The sequence below is a fragment of the Pseudomonas parafulva genome (assembly GCF_000800255.1).
Taxonomy (GTDB): domain Bacteria; phylum Pseudomonadota; class Gammaproteobacteria; order Pseudomonadales; family Pseudomonadaceae; genus Aquipseudomonas; species Aquipseudomonas boreofloridensis.
On the sequence record NZ_CP009747.1, the window covers coordinates 4315417 to 4332532 of the forward strand.

Consider the following 17116-nt stretch of genomic DNA (forward strand, 5'->3'; position numbering starts at 1 on the left):
TTCTCTATTCGCAAAAACAGGCACGAGGTGCGTGGTGGATTTCCCTTCCCGTTTTGAAGTGATCGTCATCGGCGGCGGCCATGCCGGTACCGAGGCTGCGCTTGCGTCTGCACGCATGGGTGTAAAAACCCTGCTGCTGACCCACAACGTGGAAACCCTCGGCCACATGAGCTGCAATCCGGCCATCGGCGGTATCGGCAAGAGCCACCTGGTCAAGGAAATCGATGCGCTCGGCGGCGCCATGGCGCTGGCCACCGACAAGAGCGGGATCCAGTTCCGCGTCCTGAACAACCGTAAGGGTCCGGCCGTGCGCGCTACTCGCGCCCAGGCCGACCGGGCCCTCTACAAGGCGGTGGTGCGCGAAATTCTGGAAAATCAGCCCAACCTGTGGATATTCCAGCAGTCGTGCGACGACTTGATCGTCGAGCAGGACCAGGTCAGAGGCGTGGTCACGCAGATGGGTGTGCGTTTCTTCGCCGATGCCGTCGTGCTGACCACCGGTACCTTCCTCGGTGGACTTATCCACATCGGTTTGCAGAATCACTCCGGCGGGCGTGCCGGCGATCCACCGTCGATCGCCCTGGCCCACCGCATGCGCGAACTGCCGCTGCGCGTCGGTCGCCTGAAGACCGGTACGCCGCCGCGCATCGATGGACGTTCCGTGGACTTTTCGGTCATGACCGAGCAACCGGGTGACACGCCGATCCCGGTCATGTCGTTCATGGGCAACGCCGCCATGCACCCGCGTCAAGTGAGCTGCTGGATCACCCATACCAACGCCCGCACCCACGAAATCATTGCCTCGAACCTCGACCGTTCACCGATGTACTCCGGCGTGATCGAAGGGGTCGGCCCGCGTTATTGCCCGTCGATCGAAGACAAGATCCACCGCTTCGCCGACAAGGAAAGCCACCAGGTGTTCATCGAGCCTGAGGGCCTGACCACCCATGAGCTGTACCCCAACGGTATCTCCACCTCGCTGCCGTTCGACGTCCAGCTCGAGCTGGTGCGCTCGATCCGTGGCATGGAGAACGCGCACATCGTGCGTCCGGGTTATGCCATCGAGTACGACTACTTCGATCCGCGCGATCTGAAATACAGCCTGGAAACCAAGGTCATCGGCGGCTTGTTCTTCGCAGGTCAGATCAACGGCACCACCGGTTACGAAGAGGCTGGCGCGCAGGGCTTGCTGGCCGGCACCAATGCGGCGTTGCGCGCACAAGGTCGCGAGGCGTGGTGCCCGCGCCGCGACGAGGCGTACATCGGCGTACTGGTCGACGACCTGATCACCCTGGGTACCCAGGAGCCTTACCGCATGTTCACCTCGCGCGCCGAGTACCGGCTGATTCTGCGCGAGGACAACGCTGATCTGCGCCTGACCGAGAAGGGTCGTGAGCTGGGCTTGATCGATGATGCGCGCTGGGCGGCGTTCAGCGCCAAGCGCGAAGGCATCGAGCGCGAAGAACAGCGCCTGAAGAGCACCTGGATTCGTCCGGGTACCCCACAAGGCCAAGCGGTTGTGGATAAGTTCGGCACACCACTGGCCCACGAGTACAGCCTGCTCAACCTGCTGGCACGGCCTGAGATCGACTATGCCGGTCTGGTCGAGGCCACCGGCGGTGACGTCATCGATCCACAGGTGGCCGAACAGGTCGAGATCAAGACCAAATACGCGGGCTACATCGACCGCCAGCAGGACGAGATCGCCAGACTGCGGGCCAGCGAAGACACCCGGCTCCCTGTGGATATCGACTACACCGGTATTTCCGGACTGTCCAAGGAAATCCAGGGCAAACTCGGCCAGACCCGTCCCGAGACGCTGGGCCAGGCTTCGCGGATTCCTGGCGTCACCCCGGCCGCTATTTCCCTGTTGCTGATTCACCTGAAGAAACGCGGCGCCGGCCGCGAATTGGAGCAAAGCGCTTGAGTGTCTTGGTCACCCCGCAACACGCCGAAGAGTTGTCCACAGGTGCGCGGCAGCTTGGTGTCGAACTGAACCAGCAGCAGCACGCCCAGTTGTTGGCCTACCTGGCCCTGTTGATCAAATGGAACAAGGCCTACAACCTGACGGCCGTGCGCGACCCGGATGAGATGGTGTCGCGCCACTTGCTCGACAGCCTCAGCGTCATGCCGTTTATCCACAGCGACACTCAGCGTTGGCTCGACGTCGGCAGTGGCGGCGGCATGCCCGGTATCCCGCTGGCCATCCTGCATCCGCAAAAGCACATCACCGTGCTCGACAGCAATGGCAAGAAGACTCGCTTCCTCACCCAGGTGAAGATGGAGCTCAAACTCGACAACCTCAACGTTATCCACAGCCGGGTGGAAGAGGTGCAGCCTGAGCAGCCGTTCTGCGGAATCATCTCCCGGGCATTCAGCAGCATGGAGAACTTCACGAACTGGACTCGCCACCTCGGCGATGCCAAGACGCAATGGCTTGCAATGAAAGGGCTGCATCCTGCCGATGAACTGGTAGCATTGCCTGCAGACTTCACAGTGGAAAGCGAGCAGGCCCTGACCGTTCCAGGTTGCCAGGGCCAGCGCCATCTGCTGATACTGCGCCGCAAGGCTTGACTGGGAACACACGCAACAATGGCTAAGGTATTCGCAATCGCGAACCAGAAGGGTGGGGTCGGCAAGACCACCACCTGCATCAATCTCGCCGCATCGCTGGCCGCGACCAAGCGCCGCGTGCTGCTGATCGACCTCGATCCACAGGGCAACGCCACCATGGGCAGCGGTGTGGATAAGCACGAGCTCGAGCAATCGGTGTACGACCTGCTGATCGGGGAATGCGACCTGGCCCAGGCCATGCAGTACTCCGAGCACGGCGGTTTCCAACTGCTGCCAGCCAACCGCGACCTGACTGCCGCCGAGGTAGTGCTGCTGGAAATGCAGATGAAGGAGAGCCGTCTGCGCAACGCGCTGGCGCCGATCCGCGACAACTACGACTTCATTCTCATCGACTGCCCGCCCTCGTTGTCGATGCTCACGCTCAACGCGTTGGTCGCGTCCGATGGCGTGATCATTCCCATGCAGTGCGAGTACTACGCACTGGAAGGGCTGAGCGACCTTGTGGATAACATCAAGCGCATCGCTGCCCGGTTGAACCCGGAGCTGAAGATTGAGGGCCTGCTGCGCACCATGTACGACCCGCGCCTGAGCCTGAACAATGATGTCTCGGCGCAGCTCAAGGAACACTTCGGCGATCAGCTCTACGACACGGTGATCCCGCGCAACATCCGCCTGGCCGAGGCGCCGAGCTTCGGCATGCCGGCGCTGGCCTACGACAAGCAGTCACGCGGAGCGCTCGCCTACCTGGCCTTGGCCGGTGAGTTGGTGCGCCGCCAGCGTCGTCAAACCCGCACTGCACAGACAACTTAAGGAATCCGCATGGCCATCAAGAAACGCGGTCTCGGACGTGGGTTGGATGCACTGCTCAGCGGTCCATCCGTCAGCGCGCTCGAAGAGCAGGCGGTCAAGGTCGATCAGAAGGAGCTGCAGCGCCTGCCGGTCGAGCTGATTCAGCGCGGCAAGTATCAGCCGCGCCGCGACATGGACCCAGAAGCGCTGGAAGAGCTGGCGCACTCGATCCGCAATCATGGCGTGATGCAGCCCATCGTGGTGCGCCCGATCGGTGAAGGCCGCTACGAGATCATCGCCGGTGAGCGTCGCTGGCGCGCCACCCAGCAGGCCGGTCTGGACAGCATTCCGGCCATGGTCCGCGAAGTACCGGACGAAGCCGCCATCGCCATGGCGCTGATCGAGAACATCCAGCGCGAAGACCTCAACCCGCTGGAAGAAGCCATGGCATTGCAGCGTCTGCAGCAGGAGTTCGAGCTGACCCAGCAGCAGGTGGCCGATGCGGTCGGTAAGTCGCGGGTGACCGTCGCCAACCTGTTGCGCCTGATCACCCTGCCCGAAGCGATCAAGACCATGCTCGCCCATGGCGACTTGGAAATGGGTCATGCCCGTGCGCTGCTCGGCCTGGAGGAGAATCGTCAGGAGGAGGGGGCGCGACATGTTGTCGCACGCGGCCTTACCGTGCGCCAAACCGAGGCACTGGTTCGTCAGTGGTTGAACGGTAAACCTGAGCCGGTGCAATCGGATAAATCTGATCCGGACATAGCCCGCCTGGAACAGCGTCTGGCCGAGCGCCTGGGCTCTTCGGTGCAGATTCGCCATGGAAACAAGGGCAAAGGCCAGTTGGTCATCCGCTACAACTCGCTCGACGAGCTTCAGGGCGTACTTGCCCACATCCGCTGAAACAATTCCCGTTGTAGCGCGCAGTCGGAAATCACTACCCGATAGTTGAATAGGGGGGCATCCACCCCTATACTCTGCGCGCATTTTGTCGGCACAAATTATGCCAAGTCATCGCTGACGAGGCGGTCGACTTTCGAGGAGCAGTAGCGATGGAAATACGCACGCCAAACCGCCTGCCTTTCCATCGTTGGGCAGTTTTCCCGGTGCTGCTGGCTCAATTTGGGGTGTTATTGCTGGCAACGTTGGTGTTGTGGCAATGGCAGGGCAAGGTCAGCGGTTATTCAGGCCTGTGTGGTGGTTTGATCGGCTGGCTGCCCAACGTGTATTTCGCCTGGAAGGCTTTTCGCTTCAGCGGAGCCCGGGCGGCGCCGGCCATCGTCAAGTCGTTTTACGCAGGCGAGGCAGGCAAATTGATTTTGACGGCAGTGCTGTTCGCACTGACCTTTGCAGGAGTGAAGCCACTGGCGCCGTTAGCAGTATTCGGCGTCTTCCTGCTGACCTTGATGGTCAGCTGGTTCGCGCCACTGCTGATGAATACAAGACTTTCGAGACCTTAGGGCGTTTGAGGCAACCATGGCAGCAGAAACCGCTTCGGGCTATATCCAGCACCACTTGCAGAACCTGACCTACGGTCAACTACCAGACGGCAGCTGGGGCTTCGCCCATTCGGCTGCAGAAGCCAAGGCAATGGGCTTCTGGGCGTTCCACCTGGATACGCTGGGTTGGTCCGTCGCGCTGGGTCTGATCTTCCTGTTCATCTTCCGCATGGCGGCCAAGAAGGCCACTTCCGGTCAGCCGGGCGCCCTGCAGAACTTCGTCGAAGTGCTGGTCGACTTCGTTCACGGCAGCGTGAAGGACTCGTTCCACGGTCGCAGCGCGGTCATCGCACCGCTGGCGCTGACCATCTTCGTCTGGGTCTTCCTGATGAACGCCATCGACCTGGTTCCGGTCGACTGGATTCCGCAGCTGGCTATCCTGATTTCCGGTGATCCGCACATTCCGTTCCGTGCCGTGTCCACCACCGACCCGAATGCCACGCTGGCCATGGCCTTCAGCGTGTTCGCCTTGATCATCTTCTACAGCATCAAGATCAAAGGCTTCGGCGGCTTCATCGGCGAGCTCACCCTGCACCCGTTCGGCAGCAAGAACCTCTTCGTGCAGATCCTGCTGATCCCGGTGAACTTCCTGCTGGAATTCGTCACCCTGATCGCCAAGCCGATCTCCCTGGCACTGCGTCTGTTCGGCAACATGTACGCCGGCGAGCTGGTGTTCATCCTCATCGCCGTGATGTTCGGCGCCGGCATCCTCTGGCTCAGCGGCCTGGGTGTGGTACTGCAGTGGGCGTGGGCGGTGTTCCACATCCTGATCATCACGCTGCAAGCTTTCATCTTCATGATGCTCACCATCGTCTATCTGTCGATGGCTCACGAAGATAACCATTAAGACCGCCTGGCGTGTCTGATAGCCTTGTCCGCCGGTTCGGGGGCAGGGCTGAAAAAGTCCGCAAGGGCCGTTGTTTCAACGATTTGTTTTACCGCTTCAAACTAAAAACCTAACCAATACGACGTAAAAGTCGGGAGGAAAGATGGAAACTGTAGTTGGTCTGACCGCTATCGCTGTTGCTCTGCTGATCGGCCTGGGTGCTCTGGGTACCGCCATTGGTTTCGGCCTGCTGGGCGGCAAGTTCCTGGAAGGCGCTGCTCGTCAGCCTGAGATGGTTCCGATGCTGCAGGTCAAGATGTTCATCGTTGCCGGTCTGCTCGACGCCGTCACCATGATCGGTGTTGGTATCGCTCTGTTCTTCACCTTCGCGAACCCCTTCGTTGGTCAGATCGCCGGCTAATCACTCGTTCCTACGAGTTGATTGGTGTGATGGACAAAGACCGAGCGAGGTGTTGGCGTGAACATTAATGCAACCCTGATTGGCCAATCCGTTGCTTTTCTGATTTTTGTGCTGTTCTGCATGAAGTACGTATGGCCTCCGGTCATCACTGCTCTGCACGAGCGCCAGAAGAAGATTGCAGACGGCTTGGACGCTGCCAACCGCGCAGCTCGCGACCTGGAGCTGGCCCAAGAGAAAGCGGGTCAGCAACTGCGTGAAGCGAAAGCACAGGCAGCCGAAATCATTGAGCAAAGCAAGAAACGCGCTGCTCAGCTTGTCGAGGAAGCCCGTGATCAGGCCCGCGTCGAAGCTGACCGTGTGAAGGCTCAGGCTCAGGCCGAGATCGAACAGGAACTGAACAGCGTCAAAGACGCCCTGCGTGCCCAAGTGGGTGCCCTGGCCGTTGGCGGTGCTGAAAAGATCCTTGGCGCCACAATCGATCAAAACGCGCATGCGGAGCTGGTTAACAAACTGGCCGCTGAAATTTAAGCGAGGGCGATCATGGCAGAACTGACCACGTTGGCCCGACCTTACGCTAAGGCTGCCTTCGAGCATGCCCAGGCCCATCAGCAACTGGCCAATTGGTCAGCCATGCTCGGCCTGGCTGCTGCGGTGTCGCAAGACGACACCATGCAGCGCCTGCTCAAGGCCCCGCAACTGACTAGCGCAGACAAGGCCGCCGCATTCATTGAAGTGTGCGGTGACAAGTTCGATGCACAGGCACAGAATTTCATTCATGTTGCCGCGGAAAACGACCGTCTCCTGCTTCTGCCGGAGATTGCCGCCCTGTTCGACCTGTACAAGGCCGAGCAGGAGAAATCCGTGGACGTGGAAGTCACCAGTGCTTTTGCGTTGAACCAAGAACAGCAAGACAAACTCGCCAAGGTTCTCAGTGCACGGCTCAGCCGGGAAGTGCGCCTGCACGCGTCGGAGGATGCCAGCCTGATCGGCGGCGTCGTCATCCGCGCCGGCGACCTGGTAATCGATGGCTCTGTTCGCGGCAAAATCGCGAAACTGGCCGAAGCATTGAAATCTTGAGTTTGAAGGGGCAGCAGAGCAATGCAGCAACTCAATCCTTCCGAAATTAGTGAAATCATCAAGGGTCGCATCGAGAAACTCGATGTCGGCTCCCAAGCCCGCAACGAAGGTACCGTCGTCAGCGTTTCCGACGGTATCGTTCGCATTCACGGTCTGGCCGACGTCATGTACGGCGAAATGATCGAGTTCCCGGGCGGCGTCTACGGTATGGCACTGAACCTGGAGCAAGACTCCGTGGGTGCGGTGGTACTGGGCGCTTACACCTCCCTCGCCGAAGGCATGTCCGCCAAGTGCACCGGCCGCATCCTGGAAGTTCCTGTTGGTAAGGAACTGCTGGGTCGCGTGGTCGATGCCCTGGGCAACCCGATCGACGGCAAAGGTCCGCTGAACAACACCGAGACCGACGCGGTCGAGAAAGTGGCTCCAGGCGTGATCTGGCGTAAGTCGGTCGACCAGCCTGTGCAGACTGGCTACAAGTCGGTCGACGCCATGATCCCGGTTGGCCGTGGCCAGCGCGAGCTGATCATCGGTGACCGTCAGATCGGTAAGACCGCCATGGCGGTCGACGCGATCATCAACCAGAAAGACAGCGGCATCTTCTGCGTCTACGTGGCCGTCGGCCAGAAGCAGTCGACCATCGCCAACGTCGTGCGCAAGCTGGAAGAAGCCGGCGCCCTGGCCAACACCATCGTGGTTGCCGCCAGCGCCTCGGAATCCGCCGCACTGCAGTTCCTGGCACCTTACGCCGGCTGCACCATGGGCGAGTTCTTCCGTGACCGCGGCGAAGACGCTCTGATCGTCTACGATGACCTGTCCAAGCAGGCCGTTGCCTACCGTCAGATCTCCCTGCTGCTGCGCCGTCCGCCAGGACGTGAAGCGTACCCAGGCGACGTGTTCTATCTCCACTCCCGTCTGCTGGAGCGTGCTTCGCGCGTTTCGGAAGAGTACGTCGAGAAGTTCACCAATGGCGCAGTCACCGGCAAGACCGGCTCGCTGACCGCCCTGCCGATCATCGAAACCCAGGCTGGCGACGTTTCCGCGTTCGTTCCGACCAACGTGATTTCCATCACCGACGGTCAGATCTTCCTGGAATCGGCCATGTTCAACTCGGGCATCCGCCCTGCAGTGAACGCCGGTGTTTCGGTATCGCGCGTCGGTGGTGCCGCTCAGACCAAGATCATCAAGAAGCTGTCCGGCGGTATCCGTACCGCGCTGGCTCAGTACCGTGAACTGGCGGCCTTCGCCCAGTTCGCGTCCGATCTGGACGAAGCGACCCGCAAGCAGCTGGAACACGGTCAGCGCGTCACCGAGCTGATGAAGCAGAAGCAGTATGCGCCGATGTCGATCGCCGACATGGCTCTGTCGCTGTATGCCGCCGAGCGTGGTTTCCTGACCGACGTAGAAGTCTCCAAGGTCGGCAGCTTCGAGCAAGCGCTGATCGCCTACTTCCACCGCGATCACGCCGAGCTGTTGGCCAAGATCAACGTGAAAGGTGACTTCAACGACGAAATCGACGCTGGCATGAAAGCCGGTATCGAGAAGTTCAAGGCCACCCAGACCTGGTAAGCCGCAGCGGGGGCTTCTGGCCCCCGCTTGCTAACCTGATAGGTGATACATGGCAGGCGCAAAAGAGATTCGCAGTAAGATTGCGAGCATCAAAAGCACGCAAAAAATTACCAGCGCCATGGAGAAAGTGGCGGTCAGCAAAATGCGCAAGGCACAACTGCGCATGGCTGCTAGCCGTCCTTACGCGGAGCGTATCCGCCAGGTGATCGGTCATCTGGCCAACGCCAACCCGGAATACCGTCACCCGTTCATGATCGAGCGCCCTGTAAAGCGCGTCGGTTATATCGTGGTGAGCAGTGACCGTGGTCTGTGCGGTGGCTTGAACACCAACCTGTTCAAGGCCCTGGTCAAGGACATGAACGAAAACCGCGAACAGGGCGTGGAAATCGACCTGTGCGTGATCGGCAGCAAAGGTGCGACTTTCTTCCGCATCTTTGGCGGCAACGTCGTAGCCGCGATCAGCCACTTGGGCGAAGAGCCATCGATCAACGATCTGATCGGCTCCGTCAAAGTGATGCTGGACGCCTACCTCGACGGCCGTATCGATCGCCTCTCGGTGGTTTCGAACAAGTTCATCAACACCATGACCCAAAAACCGACGGTCGAGCAGTTGGTACCGTTGGTGGCAACCCCGGATCAGGAACTCAAGCACCACTGGGACTACCTGTACGAACCCGACGCAAAAGAGCTGCTGGACGGCTTGATGGTGCGTTACGTGGAGTCGCAGGTGTACCAGGCGGTGGTCGAGAACAACGCTGCTGAACAAGCGGCCCGGATGATCGCCATGAAGAACGCCACAGACAACGCCGGTGACCTGATCAGCGAACTCCAGCTGATCTACAACAAGGCGCGTCAGGCTGCGATCACCCAGGAGATCTCGGAAATCGTCGGCGGCGCTGCCGCGGTTTAACGGTTCACATATTCAGAGGATCCAGCTATGAGTAGCGGACGTATCGTTCAAATCATCGGCGCCGTCATCGACGTGGAATTCCCACGTGACGTCGTGCCGAGTGTTTACAACGCGCTGAAAGTTCAAGGCGCGCAAACCACCCTGGAAGTCCAGCAGCAGTTGGGCGACGGCGTGGTTCGTACCATCGCGATGGGCTCGACCGAAGGTCTGAAGCGCGGTCTGGACGTCGTCGATACTGGCGCGGCCATTTCCGTTCCGGTGGGTAAGGCCACGCTGGGCCGTATCATGGACGTCCTCGGCAACCCGATCGACGAAGCCGGTCCGATCGGCGAAGAAGAGCGTCGCGGTATCCACCAGCCAGCGCCTTCGTTCGCTGACCAGGCAGGCGGCAACGACCTGCTGGAAACCGGCATCAAGGTTATCGACCTGGTTTGCCCGTTCGCCAAGGGTGGTAAGGTCGGTCTGTTCGGTGGTGCCGGTGTCGGCAAGACCGTCAACATGATGGAATTGATCCGTAACATCGCCATCGAGCACAGCGGTTATTCCGTGTTCGCCGGTGTGGGCGAGCGTACTCGTGAGGGTAACGACTTCTACCACGAGATGAAGGACTCCAACGTTCTCGACAAAGTAGCGCTGGTCTACGGTCAGATGAACGAGCCACCAGGAAACCGTCTGCGCGTCGCGCTGACCGGCCTGACCATGGCCGAGAAGTTCCGTGACGAAGGTAACGACGTTCTGCTGTTCGTCGACAACATCTATCGTTACACCCTGGCCGGTACCGAAGTATCCGCTCTGCTGGGCCGTATGCCTTCCGCAGTAGGCTACCAGCCGACCCTGGCCGAAGAAATGGGCGTTCTGCAAGAGCGCATCACTTCGACCAAGGAAGGTTCGATCACCTCGATCCAGGCCGTCTACGTGCCTGCGGACGACTTGACCGACCCGTCGCCAGCGACCACCTTCGCCCACTTGGACGCCACCGTCGTTCTGTCCCGTGACATCGCCTCGCTGGGTATCTACCCGGCCGTCGACCCACTGGACTCGACTTCGCGTCAGCTGGACCCGAACGTGATCGGCACCGAGCACTACGAAACTGCCCGTCAGGTCCAGTACGTTCTGCAGCGTTACAAAGAGCTGAAGGACATCATCGCGATCTTGGGCATGGACGAACTGTCGGAGACCGACAAGCAACTGGTTGCTCGCGCTCGTAAGATCCAGCGCTTCCTGTCGCAGCCGTTCTTCGTGGCCGAAGTCTTCACCGGCGCGCCAGGCAAGTACGTTTCGCTCAAGGACACCATCGCTGGCTTCAGCGGTATCCTCAAAGGTGACTACGACCACCTGCCAGAACAAGCGTTCTACATGGTCGGCAGCATCGACGAAGCGATCGAGAAAGCCAAGAAACTGTAATCCCGGCGCCCCGCAAGGGGCGCTAATCAGGTTGAGGCAAGCAGATGGCTATGACAGTCCATTGCGATATCGTCAGCGCGGAAGGGGAGATCTTCTCCGGTCTGGTCGAGATGGTAGTAGCGCACGGTAACTTGGGCGATCTGGGTATCGCGCCAGGCCATGCGCCGCTGATCACCAATCTCAAGCCGGGTCCGATTACGCTGACCAAGCAGGGTGGCACTCAAGAGGTGTACTACATCTCCGGTGGCTTCCTCGAAGTGCAGCCGAACATGGTCAAGGTTCTCGCCGACACCGTGCAACGCGCTGCCGACCTGGACGAAGCTCAGGCTCAGGAAGCCCTCAAGGCTGCCGAGAACGCGCTGAACACCAAAGGCTCGGACTTCGACTACGGCGCTGCCGCCGCACGTCTGGCCGAGGCTGCGGCTCAGCTGCGCACTGTCCAGCAAATGCGCAGAGGCAAGTGATCCGGTCCTGCCGGTGATCTGCGTTGCGATTGAGTTAAAGGGTAGCCTCGGCTACCCTTTTTCTTTTCCCGAATTTCCCCCCTCGGTCACATCCCTGACCGCCCAGGATTGGTAGCCAGTCAATGTCACTCGATATCGTTATTCTCGCCGCAGGCCAAGGCACTCGCATGCGCTCGGCGCTGCCCAAGGTGCTGCACCCGGTCGCTGGCAATTCCATGCTTGGCCACGTTATCCACAGCGCCCGTCAACTGCAGCCCAATGGCATCCATGTGGTCATCGGCCATGGCGCCGAACGCGTGCGCGAATCCCTGGCGGCCGACGACCTGAATTTCGTCATGCAGGACAAGCAACTGGGTACGGGTCATGCGGTCGCCCAGGCGTTGCCGGCGATCACGGCCGACACCGTGCTGGTGCTCTACGGCGACGTGCCGCTGATCGAGGTGCAAACGCTGCAGCGTCTGCTGGCGAAGGTCGACGACCGCCAACTCGGCCTGCTGACCGTGAACCTCGAGGATCCGACCGGCTACGGCCGTATCGTGCGCGACGAGCAGGGCCAGGTGACAGCCATCGTCGAACACAAGGACGCCAGCGATGCGCAGAAGGCGATCAAGGAAGGCAACACCGGCATTCTCGCGATGCCCGCCGCGCGCCTGGCCGACTGGATGGGCCGCTTGTCCAACAACAATGCCCAAGGCGAGTACTACCTCACCGACGTGATCGCCATGGCTGTGTCCGACGGCCTGGTGGTGGCCACCGAGCAGCCGCACGATCCGATGGAAGTGCAGGGCGCCAATGACCGCCGCCAACTGGCTGAACTCGAGCGACACTATCAGTTGCGTGAAGGCCGTCGTCTGATGGCCCTGGGCGTGACCCTGCGTGATCCGGCGCGTTTCGATGTGCGCGGTGAGGTGACGGTTGGGCGCGACGTGCTGATCGATATCAACGTCATTCTCGAAGGTCAGGTGGTCATTGAGGACGATGTTCAGATCGGCCCGAACTGCGTGATCAAGAACAGCACACTGCGCAAGGGTGTGGTGGTCAAGGCCAACAGCCATATCGAAGGCGCGGTGATGGGTGAGTGCAGCGACGCCGGTCCGTTCGCCCGGCTGCGTCCAGGGAGCGTGCTGGAGGCCAAGGCCCATGTGGGTAACTTCGTCGAACTGAAGAACGCTCATCTGGGCGAAGGCGCGAAAGCCGGCCACTTGACGTACCTGGGCGATGCGCAGATCGGTGCCCGCACCAACATCGGTGCCGGAACCATCACCTGCAACTACGACGGCGCCAACAAGTTCATGACCGTGCTGGGCGAGGACGTCTTCATCGGCTCGAACAACTCGTTGGTAGCGCCTGTGGAAATCAAGGATGGCGCCACCACTGCGGCTGGCTCGACCATCAATCAGGCGGTCGAACCTGGTCAGCTGGCGGTCGCCCGCGCACGTCAGCGCAACATCGACGGCTGGAAGAGGCCGGTGAAGATCAAGAAAGACTGAGTTATCAACAGCTCTGTTATCCACAAGCCGACTTATGTGAATAAGTCGGCTTTTGTTTGCGCGGGTTTTCTGGGTGAAAGCTGTTGATGGGCAGCTTGACGAAATGCCGATCTTAGGTTTTGATTGCACCCATTATCTTTCGAATCGAAACTTAAAAGCAGATGTCGAAACGAAACACCCCCCAGCGCCGCCATAACATCCTCGCCTTGCTCGCAGAACAGGGCGAGGTGAGCGTCGACGCCTTGGCCAAGCATTTCGAAACGTCTGAAGTGACCATTCGCAAGGACCTCGCTGCGCTCGAAACCAACGGACTGCTGCTACGCCGTTACGGCGGCGCCGTGCCGGTACCGCAAGAAATGTTCGGCGGGGTCGCCCAGCCCATTTCCAGCTACAAGAAAGCCATCGCCCGCGCTGCCGTTGCCGGTATTCGCGAGCATGCGCGCATCATCATCGACAGCGGCAGCACCACGGCCGCGATGATCCCTGAACTGGGCCGCCAGCCTGGCCTGGTGGTGATGACCAATTCGCTCAACGTGGCCCGTGCCATCAGCGAACTGGAGCATGAGCCTGTGTTGCTGATGACTGGCGGCACCTGGGATCCGCATTCGGAGTCGTTCCAGGGCCAGGTCGCTGAGCAAGTGCTGCGCTCCTACGATTTCGATCAGCTGTTCATCGGTGCCGATGGCATCGACCTGAACCGCGGCACCACTACTTTCAACGAGCTGCTTGGCCTGAGCCGGGTGATGGCCGAGGTGGCCCGTGAAGTGATCGTGATGGTCGAGTCGGACAAGGTCGGGCGCAAGATTCCCAACCTTGAGCTGCCTTGGGGCAGCGTTACCACCCTTATTACAGATGATCGCCTGCCGAGTTCGGCACGCGACCAGATTCAAGCCCGCGGCATCAACCTGATCTGCGCCGCGATCAGCCAGGAGCAATGACCATGTGTGGAATCGTCGGTGCAGTCGCCGAGCGTAACATCACCTCCATCCTCATCGAAGGCCTCAAGCGTCTCGAGTACCGCGGCTATGACAGTGCCGGCCTGGCGGTAATCACCGCCGAAGGCCAGTTGGACCGCCGCCGCCGCATCGGCAAAGTGGCCGAGCTGGAAGCCGCCGTGACTGCCGAACCGCTCAATGGTCACCTGGGCATCGCGCATACCCGCTGGGCCACCCACGGCGCGCCGACCGAGCACAATGCCCACCCGCACTTCTCCGGTCAGGAAGTGGCCGTTGTTCACAACGGCATCATCGAAAACCACGAAGAGCTGCGTGAAGAGCTCAAAGGTCTGGGCTACGTGTTCGCGTCGCAGACTGACACCGAAGTGATCGTCCACCTGATCCACCATACCCTCAAGCAGATCCCCGACCTCACCGAGGCGTTCAAGACCGTGGTCAAGCGCTTGCATGGCGCCTATGGCCTGTCGGTGATCAGTGCCAAACAGCCGGACCGTCTGGTCGCCGCGCGCAGCGGCAGCCCGCTGGTGATTGGCCTGGGCCACGGCGAGAACTTCCTCGCGTCCGACCAACTGGCGCTGCGCCAGGTCACTGACCGTTTCATGTACCTGGAAGAAGGCGACATCGCCGAGATCCGCCGCGATCACGTGAGCATCTGGGACCAATCCGGTGCTGCGGTGCAGCGCGAGACCGTGCAGTACCACGAAGGCGCCGAGGCGGCGGACAAAGGCCACTACCGCCACTTCATGCTCAAGGAAATCCATGAGCAGCCGTCGGTGGTTCAGCGCACCCTGGAAGGGCGCCTGGGCAAGGACCATGTCATGGTCCAGGCGTTCGGCCCGCAGGCCGCCGAGCTGTTCGCCAAGGTGCGCAACGTGCAGATCGTCGCCTGTGGCACCAGCTACCACGCCGGCATGGTCGCCCGCTACTGGCTGGAAAGCCTGGCCGGCATCCCGTGCCAAGTCGAAGTCGCCAGCGAATTCCGCTACCGCAAGGTGGTCGTCCAGCCGGACACCCTGTTCGTGTCGATCTCCCAGTCCGGCGAAACCGCCGATACGCTGGCGGCGCTGCGCAACGCCAAGGAACTGGGCTTCCTCGGCAGCCTGGCGATCTGCAACGTCGGCATCAGCTCGCTGGTGCGCGAGTCGGATCTGACCCTGCTCACCCTGGCTGGCCCGGAAATTGGTGTCGCCTCCACCAAGGCGTTCACCACCCAGCTGGTATCGTTGATGCTGCTGACCCTGGCCCTGGGCCAAGTGCGCGGTACGCTGGAAGCGGGCGTCGAAGCCGAACTGATCGAAGAACTGCGTCGCCTGCCGGCGCGCCTGGGCGAAGCCCTGGCCATGGACACCGTGGTCGAGAAGACTGCCGAGCTGTTCGCCGACAAGCACCACACCCTGTTCCTCGGCCGCGGTGCGCAGTACCCGGTGGCGATGGAAGGCGCGCTCAAGCTCAAGGAAATTTCCTATATCCACGCCGAGTCGTACCCGGCCGGTGAACTCAAGCACGGCCCGCTGGCGCTGGTCGATGCCGATATGCCAGTGGTCACGGTTGCGCCGAACAATGAGCTGCTGGAAAAGCTGAAGTCGAACCTGCAGGAAGTCCGCGCCCGTGGCGGCGAGCTGGTGGTGTTCGCCGACGAGAACGCCGGCATGAGCAACGGCGAAGGCACCCACGTGATCAAGGTGCCGCACATCATCGACGCCCTCGCACCGATCCTCTACACCATCCCGCTGCAATTGCTGTCGTACTACGTGGCCGTGTTGAAAGGGACCGATGTCGACCAGCCGCGTAACCTGGCCAAGTCGGTGACGGTGGAGTGAGGGTTGCTGGGTCGGATGTAGGGTGATTTTGTGGAATTAAAGCTGTCGCCCAACAATTAAAACTGTCGCCGGTAGAGGGGAAGCGCTCGCTCCCCTCCATCGGGCGGTTACACCAGCCTCCCCGCGTGACCCCTCCCTTCCTTGTACTGGCGTTTTCACATGCCCCTCTCGATTCTGCCTGATGAAACTCTTCCGTCATACGTGAGAAGGAACCTGCTGCTCTATTGGGCCGAGCCCAAGGCAGAGATCTTCGAAGCCCTGCGTACCCGTCATGTGATAAAGACGGCCGAAGTGAGAAGGCTCGCAGCAGCCATCGGCTGGCCTGGGTGCTATGGTTTCAATCGACTTGTTCACAATCACACGCTGAATGCAGCGTTCCACGTCATCAAGAGTGACTGGGATTTTGCCTACTCAGGCACTCAGTACCTTTCTGAGGGGGAGCACTTCAGTGAATGGGATGCTTCCTTCTGCCCTGAATGCGTTCGGGAAGACCTCAAGATCCACGGGTTTTCATACTGGAGGCGCTATGGCGCGTCAAACGTGTCGGTGTGCCCCAAGCACAACGCTGTCTTGCTTAGGGATTGTCCTTTTTGCGGTAAGTTGTTCACTCGCATAGATCATGACCTTGATGTGATGTGGCGCACTTGCGGCGGCCGGCATCTCGCCGAAGCTGAAGTTGTTGCTAACCACGACCCATTGGCGCTCAAGCGTGCTGAGGTCTACCAGCGATTGTGCAGGTCGCCCCATATCATCTCTGGTTTGCATGCCGCCAAGGTGCTGCTGGATAAGGCTACCGCTTTGAGCCCGCAGCTCAGTGGCGAGGAAAGGTCAAAAATGCAGGCGATAGCCTCGACCATGAGCGATCTTGTACAGAGGTTCGCCGATGTGCCATCACCGAGCCTTGAAAGTCGAGCTGGGACCATCACAGCATTATTCATTCATGCTGTCGTGGCGCTCTATGACAGCTATGACGATTTCGAACGTGAATTAATGTCCCTAGCGGGGAGCGCTCGATGCACTGATTCGCTTTGGAGCAGCTATCGGATAGAGGACACAAAGTATGTCCACTTCGTAGAAGAAGACTATGTGCAGGGTTTGGGGGTTTGGTTCACCCCGCGCATTGTGTTGGATGACGTGGTAGTCCAGGTAGGTTGGCCTTGGCCTACATCCAAGCACTATCCCTGCTGCAACACCCCGCTGTCCATTCATGAAGGACCATCGCAGCGGAATACCACCGTCGCTGCTTCGCCCAGCATTCCCAAGATCGGTTTAGCAAAAGCGCGAGCTGTCGGGATCATAAAATAGACGCCGCAAGCCTTC

The 17116-nt window shown here is 60.3% G+C and carries 17 protein-coding genes; all 17 read left to right on the top strand.

Going from position 1 to position 17116, the window contains the following annotated elements; all coding sequences use genetic code 11:
• Positions 1–34 precede the first annotated feature (34 nt).
• The 17 genes from mnmG to NJ69_RS19005 all read left to right on the top strand — a co-directional run bounded on the left by mnmG (position 35) and on the right by NJ69_RS19005 (position 17101).
• A complete protein-coding gene (gene mnmG / locus NJ69_RS18925) occupies positions 35–1927 on the top strand; it encodes a tRNA uridine-5-carboxymethylaminomethyl(34) synthesis enzyme MnmG (protein ID WP_039582204.1) in 1893 nt (630 codons plus the stop codon).
• Positions 1924–2574: a 16S rRNA (guanine(527)-N(7))-methyltransferase RsmG gene (rsmG, locus tag NJ69_RS18930; protein WP_039582206.1), complete on the top strand. Its 651-nt coding sequence runs from the start codon at positions 1924–1926 to the stop codon at positions 2572–2574. Before mnmG ends, rsmG begins: the two co-directional genes overlap by 4 nt.
• Positions 2575–2592: 18 nt before the next feature.
• Positions 2593–3384, top strand: coding sequence for a ParA family protein (locus NJ69_RS18935; RefSeq protein WP_039582208.1), 792 nt, complete (start codon positions 2593–2595; stop codon positions 3382–3384).
• Between the two features lie 9 nt (positions 3385–3393).
• Positions 3394–4266, top strand: coding sequence for a ParB/RepB/Spo0J family partition protein (locus tag NJ69_RS18940; RefSeq protein WP_039582210.1), 873 nt, complete (start codon positions 3394–3396; stop codon positions 4264–4266).
• A gap of 149 nt (positions 4267–4415) precedes the next feature.
• Complete coding sequence (locus NJ69_RS18945) at positions 4416–4823, top strand: F0F1 ATP synthase subunit I (RefSeq protein WP_029612170.1); 408 nt, start codon at positions 4416–4418, stop codon at positions 4821–4823.
• A gap of 16 nt (positions 4824–4839) precedes the next feature.
• Positions 4840–5709: a F0F1 ATP synthase subunit A gene (atpB, locus tag NJ69_RS18950; protein ID WP_029612171.1), complete on the top strand. Its 870-nt coding sequence runs from the start codon at positions 4840–4842 to the stop codon at positions 5707–5709.
• A gap of 142 nt (positions 5710–5851) precedes the next feature.
• Complete coding sequence (gene atpE / locus NJ69_RS18955; protein WP_003097235.1) at positions 5852–6109, top strand: F0F1 ATP synthase subunit C; 258 nt, start codon at positions 5852–5854, stop codon at positions 6107–6109.
• A gap of 57 nt (positions 6110–6166) precedes the next feature.
• Positions 6167–6637, top strand: coding sequence for a F0F1 ATP synthase subunit B (locus NJ69_RS18960; RefSeq protein WP_029612173.1), 471 nt, complete (start codon positions 6167–6169; stop codon positions 6635–6637).
• A gap of 12 nt (positions 6638–6649) precedes the next feature.
• Entirely contained in the window at positions 6650–7186 is a 537-nt protein-coding gene (locus tag NJ69_RS18965; RefSeq protein WP_029612174.1) for a F0F1 ATP synthase subunit delta, read from the top strand.
• 21 nt (positions 7187–7207) lie between these two features.
• Positions 7208–8752, top strand: a complete 1545-nt coding sequence (gene atpA, locus NJ69_RS18970) for a F0F1 ATP synthase subunit alpha (protein ID WP_029612176.1) — start codon at positions 7208–7210, stop codon at positions 8750–8752.
• 49 nt (positions 8753–8801) lie between these two features.
• Positions 8802–9662 carry a F0F1 ATP synthase subunit gamma gene (atpG, locus tag NJ69_RS18975; RefSeq protein ID WP_029612178.1) on the top strand — a complete coding sequence of 287 codons (861 nt, stop codon included), beginning with the start codon at positions 8802–8804 and terminating at the stop codon, positions 9660–9662.
• A gap of 27 nt (positions 9663–9689) precedes the next feature.
• Positions 9690–11066, top strand: a complete 1377-nt coding sequence (gene atpD, locus NJ69_RS18980; protein ID WP_039582300.1) for a F0F1 ATP synthase subunit beta — start codon at positions 9690–9692, stop codon at positions 11064–11066.
• 44 nt (positions 11067–11110) lie between these two features.
• Entirely contained in the window at positions 11111–11530 is a 420-nt protein-coding gene (locus NJ69_RS18985) for a F0F1 ATP synthase subunit epsilon (RefSeq protein WP_023532701.1), read from the top strand.
• 122 nt (positions 11531–11652) lie between these two features.
• On the top strand, positions 11653–13020 hold the full coding sequence (gene glmU, locus NJ69_RS18990; RefSeq protein WP_039582304.1) for a bifunctional UDP-N-acetylglucosamine diphosphorylase/glucosamine-1-phosphate N-acetyltransferase GlmU: 1368 nt from the start codon (positions 11653–11655) through the stop codon (positions 13018–13020).
• A 161-nt stretch (positions 13021–13181) separates the two neighbouring features.
• Positions 13182–13958, top strand: coding sequence for a DeoR/GlpR family DNA-binding transcription regulator (locus NJ69_RS18995; protein ID WP_039582305.1), 777 nt, complete (start codon positions 13182–13184; stop codon positions 13956–13958).
• A 2-nt stretch (positions 13959–13960) separates the two neighbouring features.
• Positions 13961–15796 carry a glutamine--fructose-6-phosphate transaminase (isomerizing) gene (gene glmS, locus NJ69_RS19000; protein WP_039582306.1) on the top strand — a complete coding sequence of 612 codons (1836 nt, stop codon included), beginning with the start codon at positions 13961–13963 and terminating at the stop codon, positions 15794–15796.
• A 159-nt stretch (positions 15797–15955) separates the two neighbouring features.
• Complete coding sequence (locus NJ69_RS19005) at positions 15956–17101, top strand: TniQ family protein (RefSeq protein WP_039582307.1); 1146 nt, start codon at positions 15956–15958, stop codon at positions 17099–17101.
• Positions 17102–17116 lie beyond the last annotated feature (15 nt).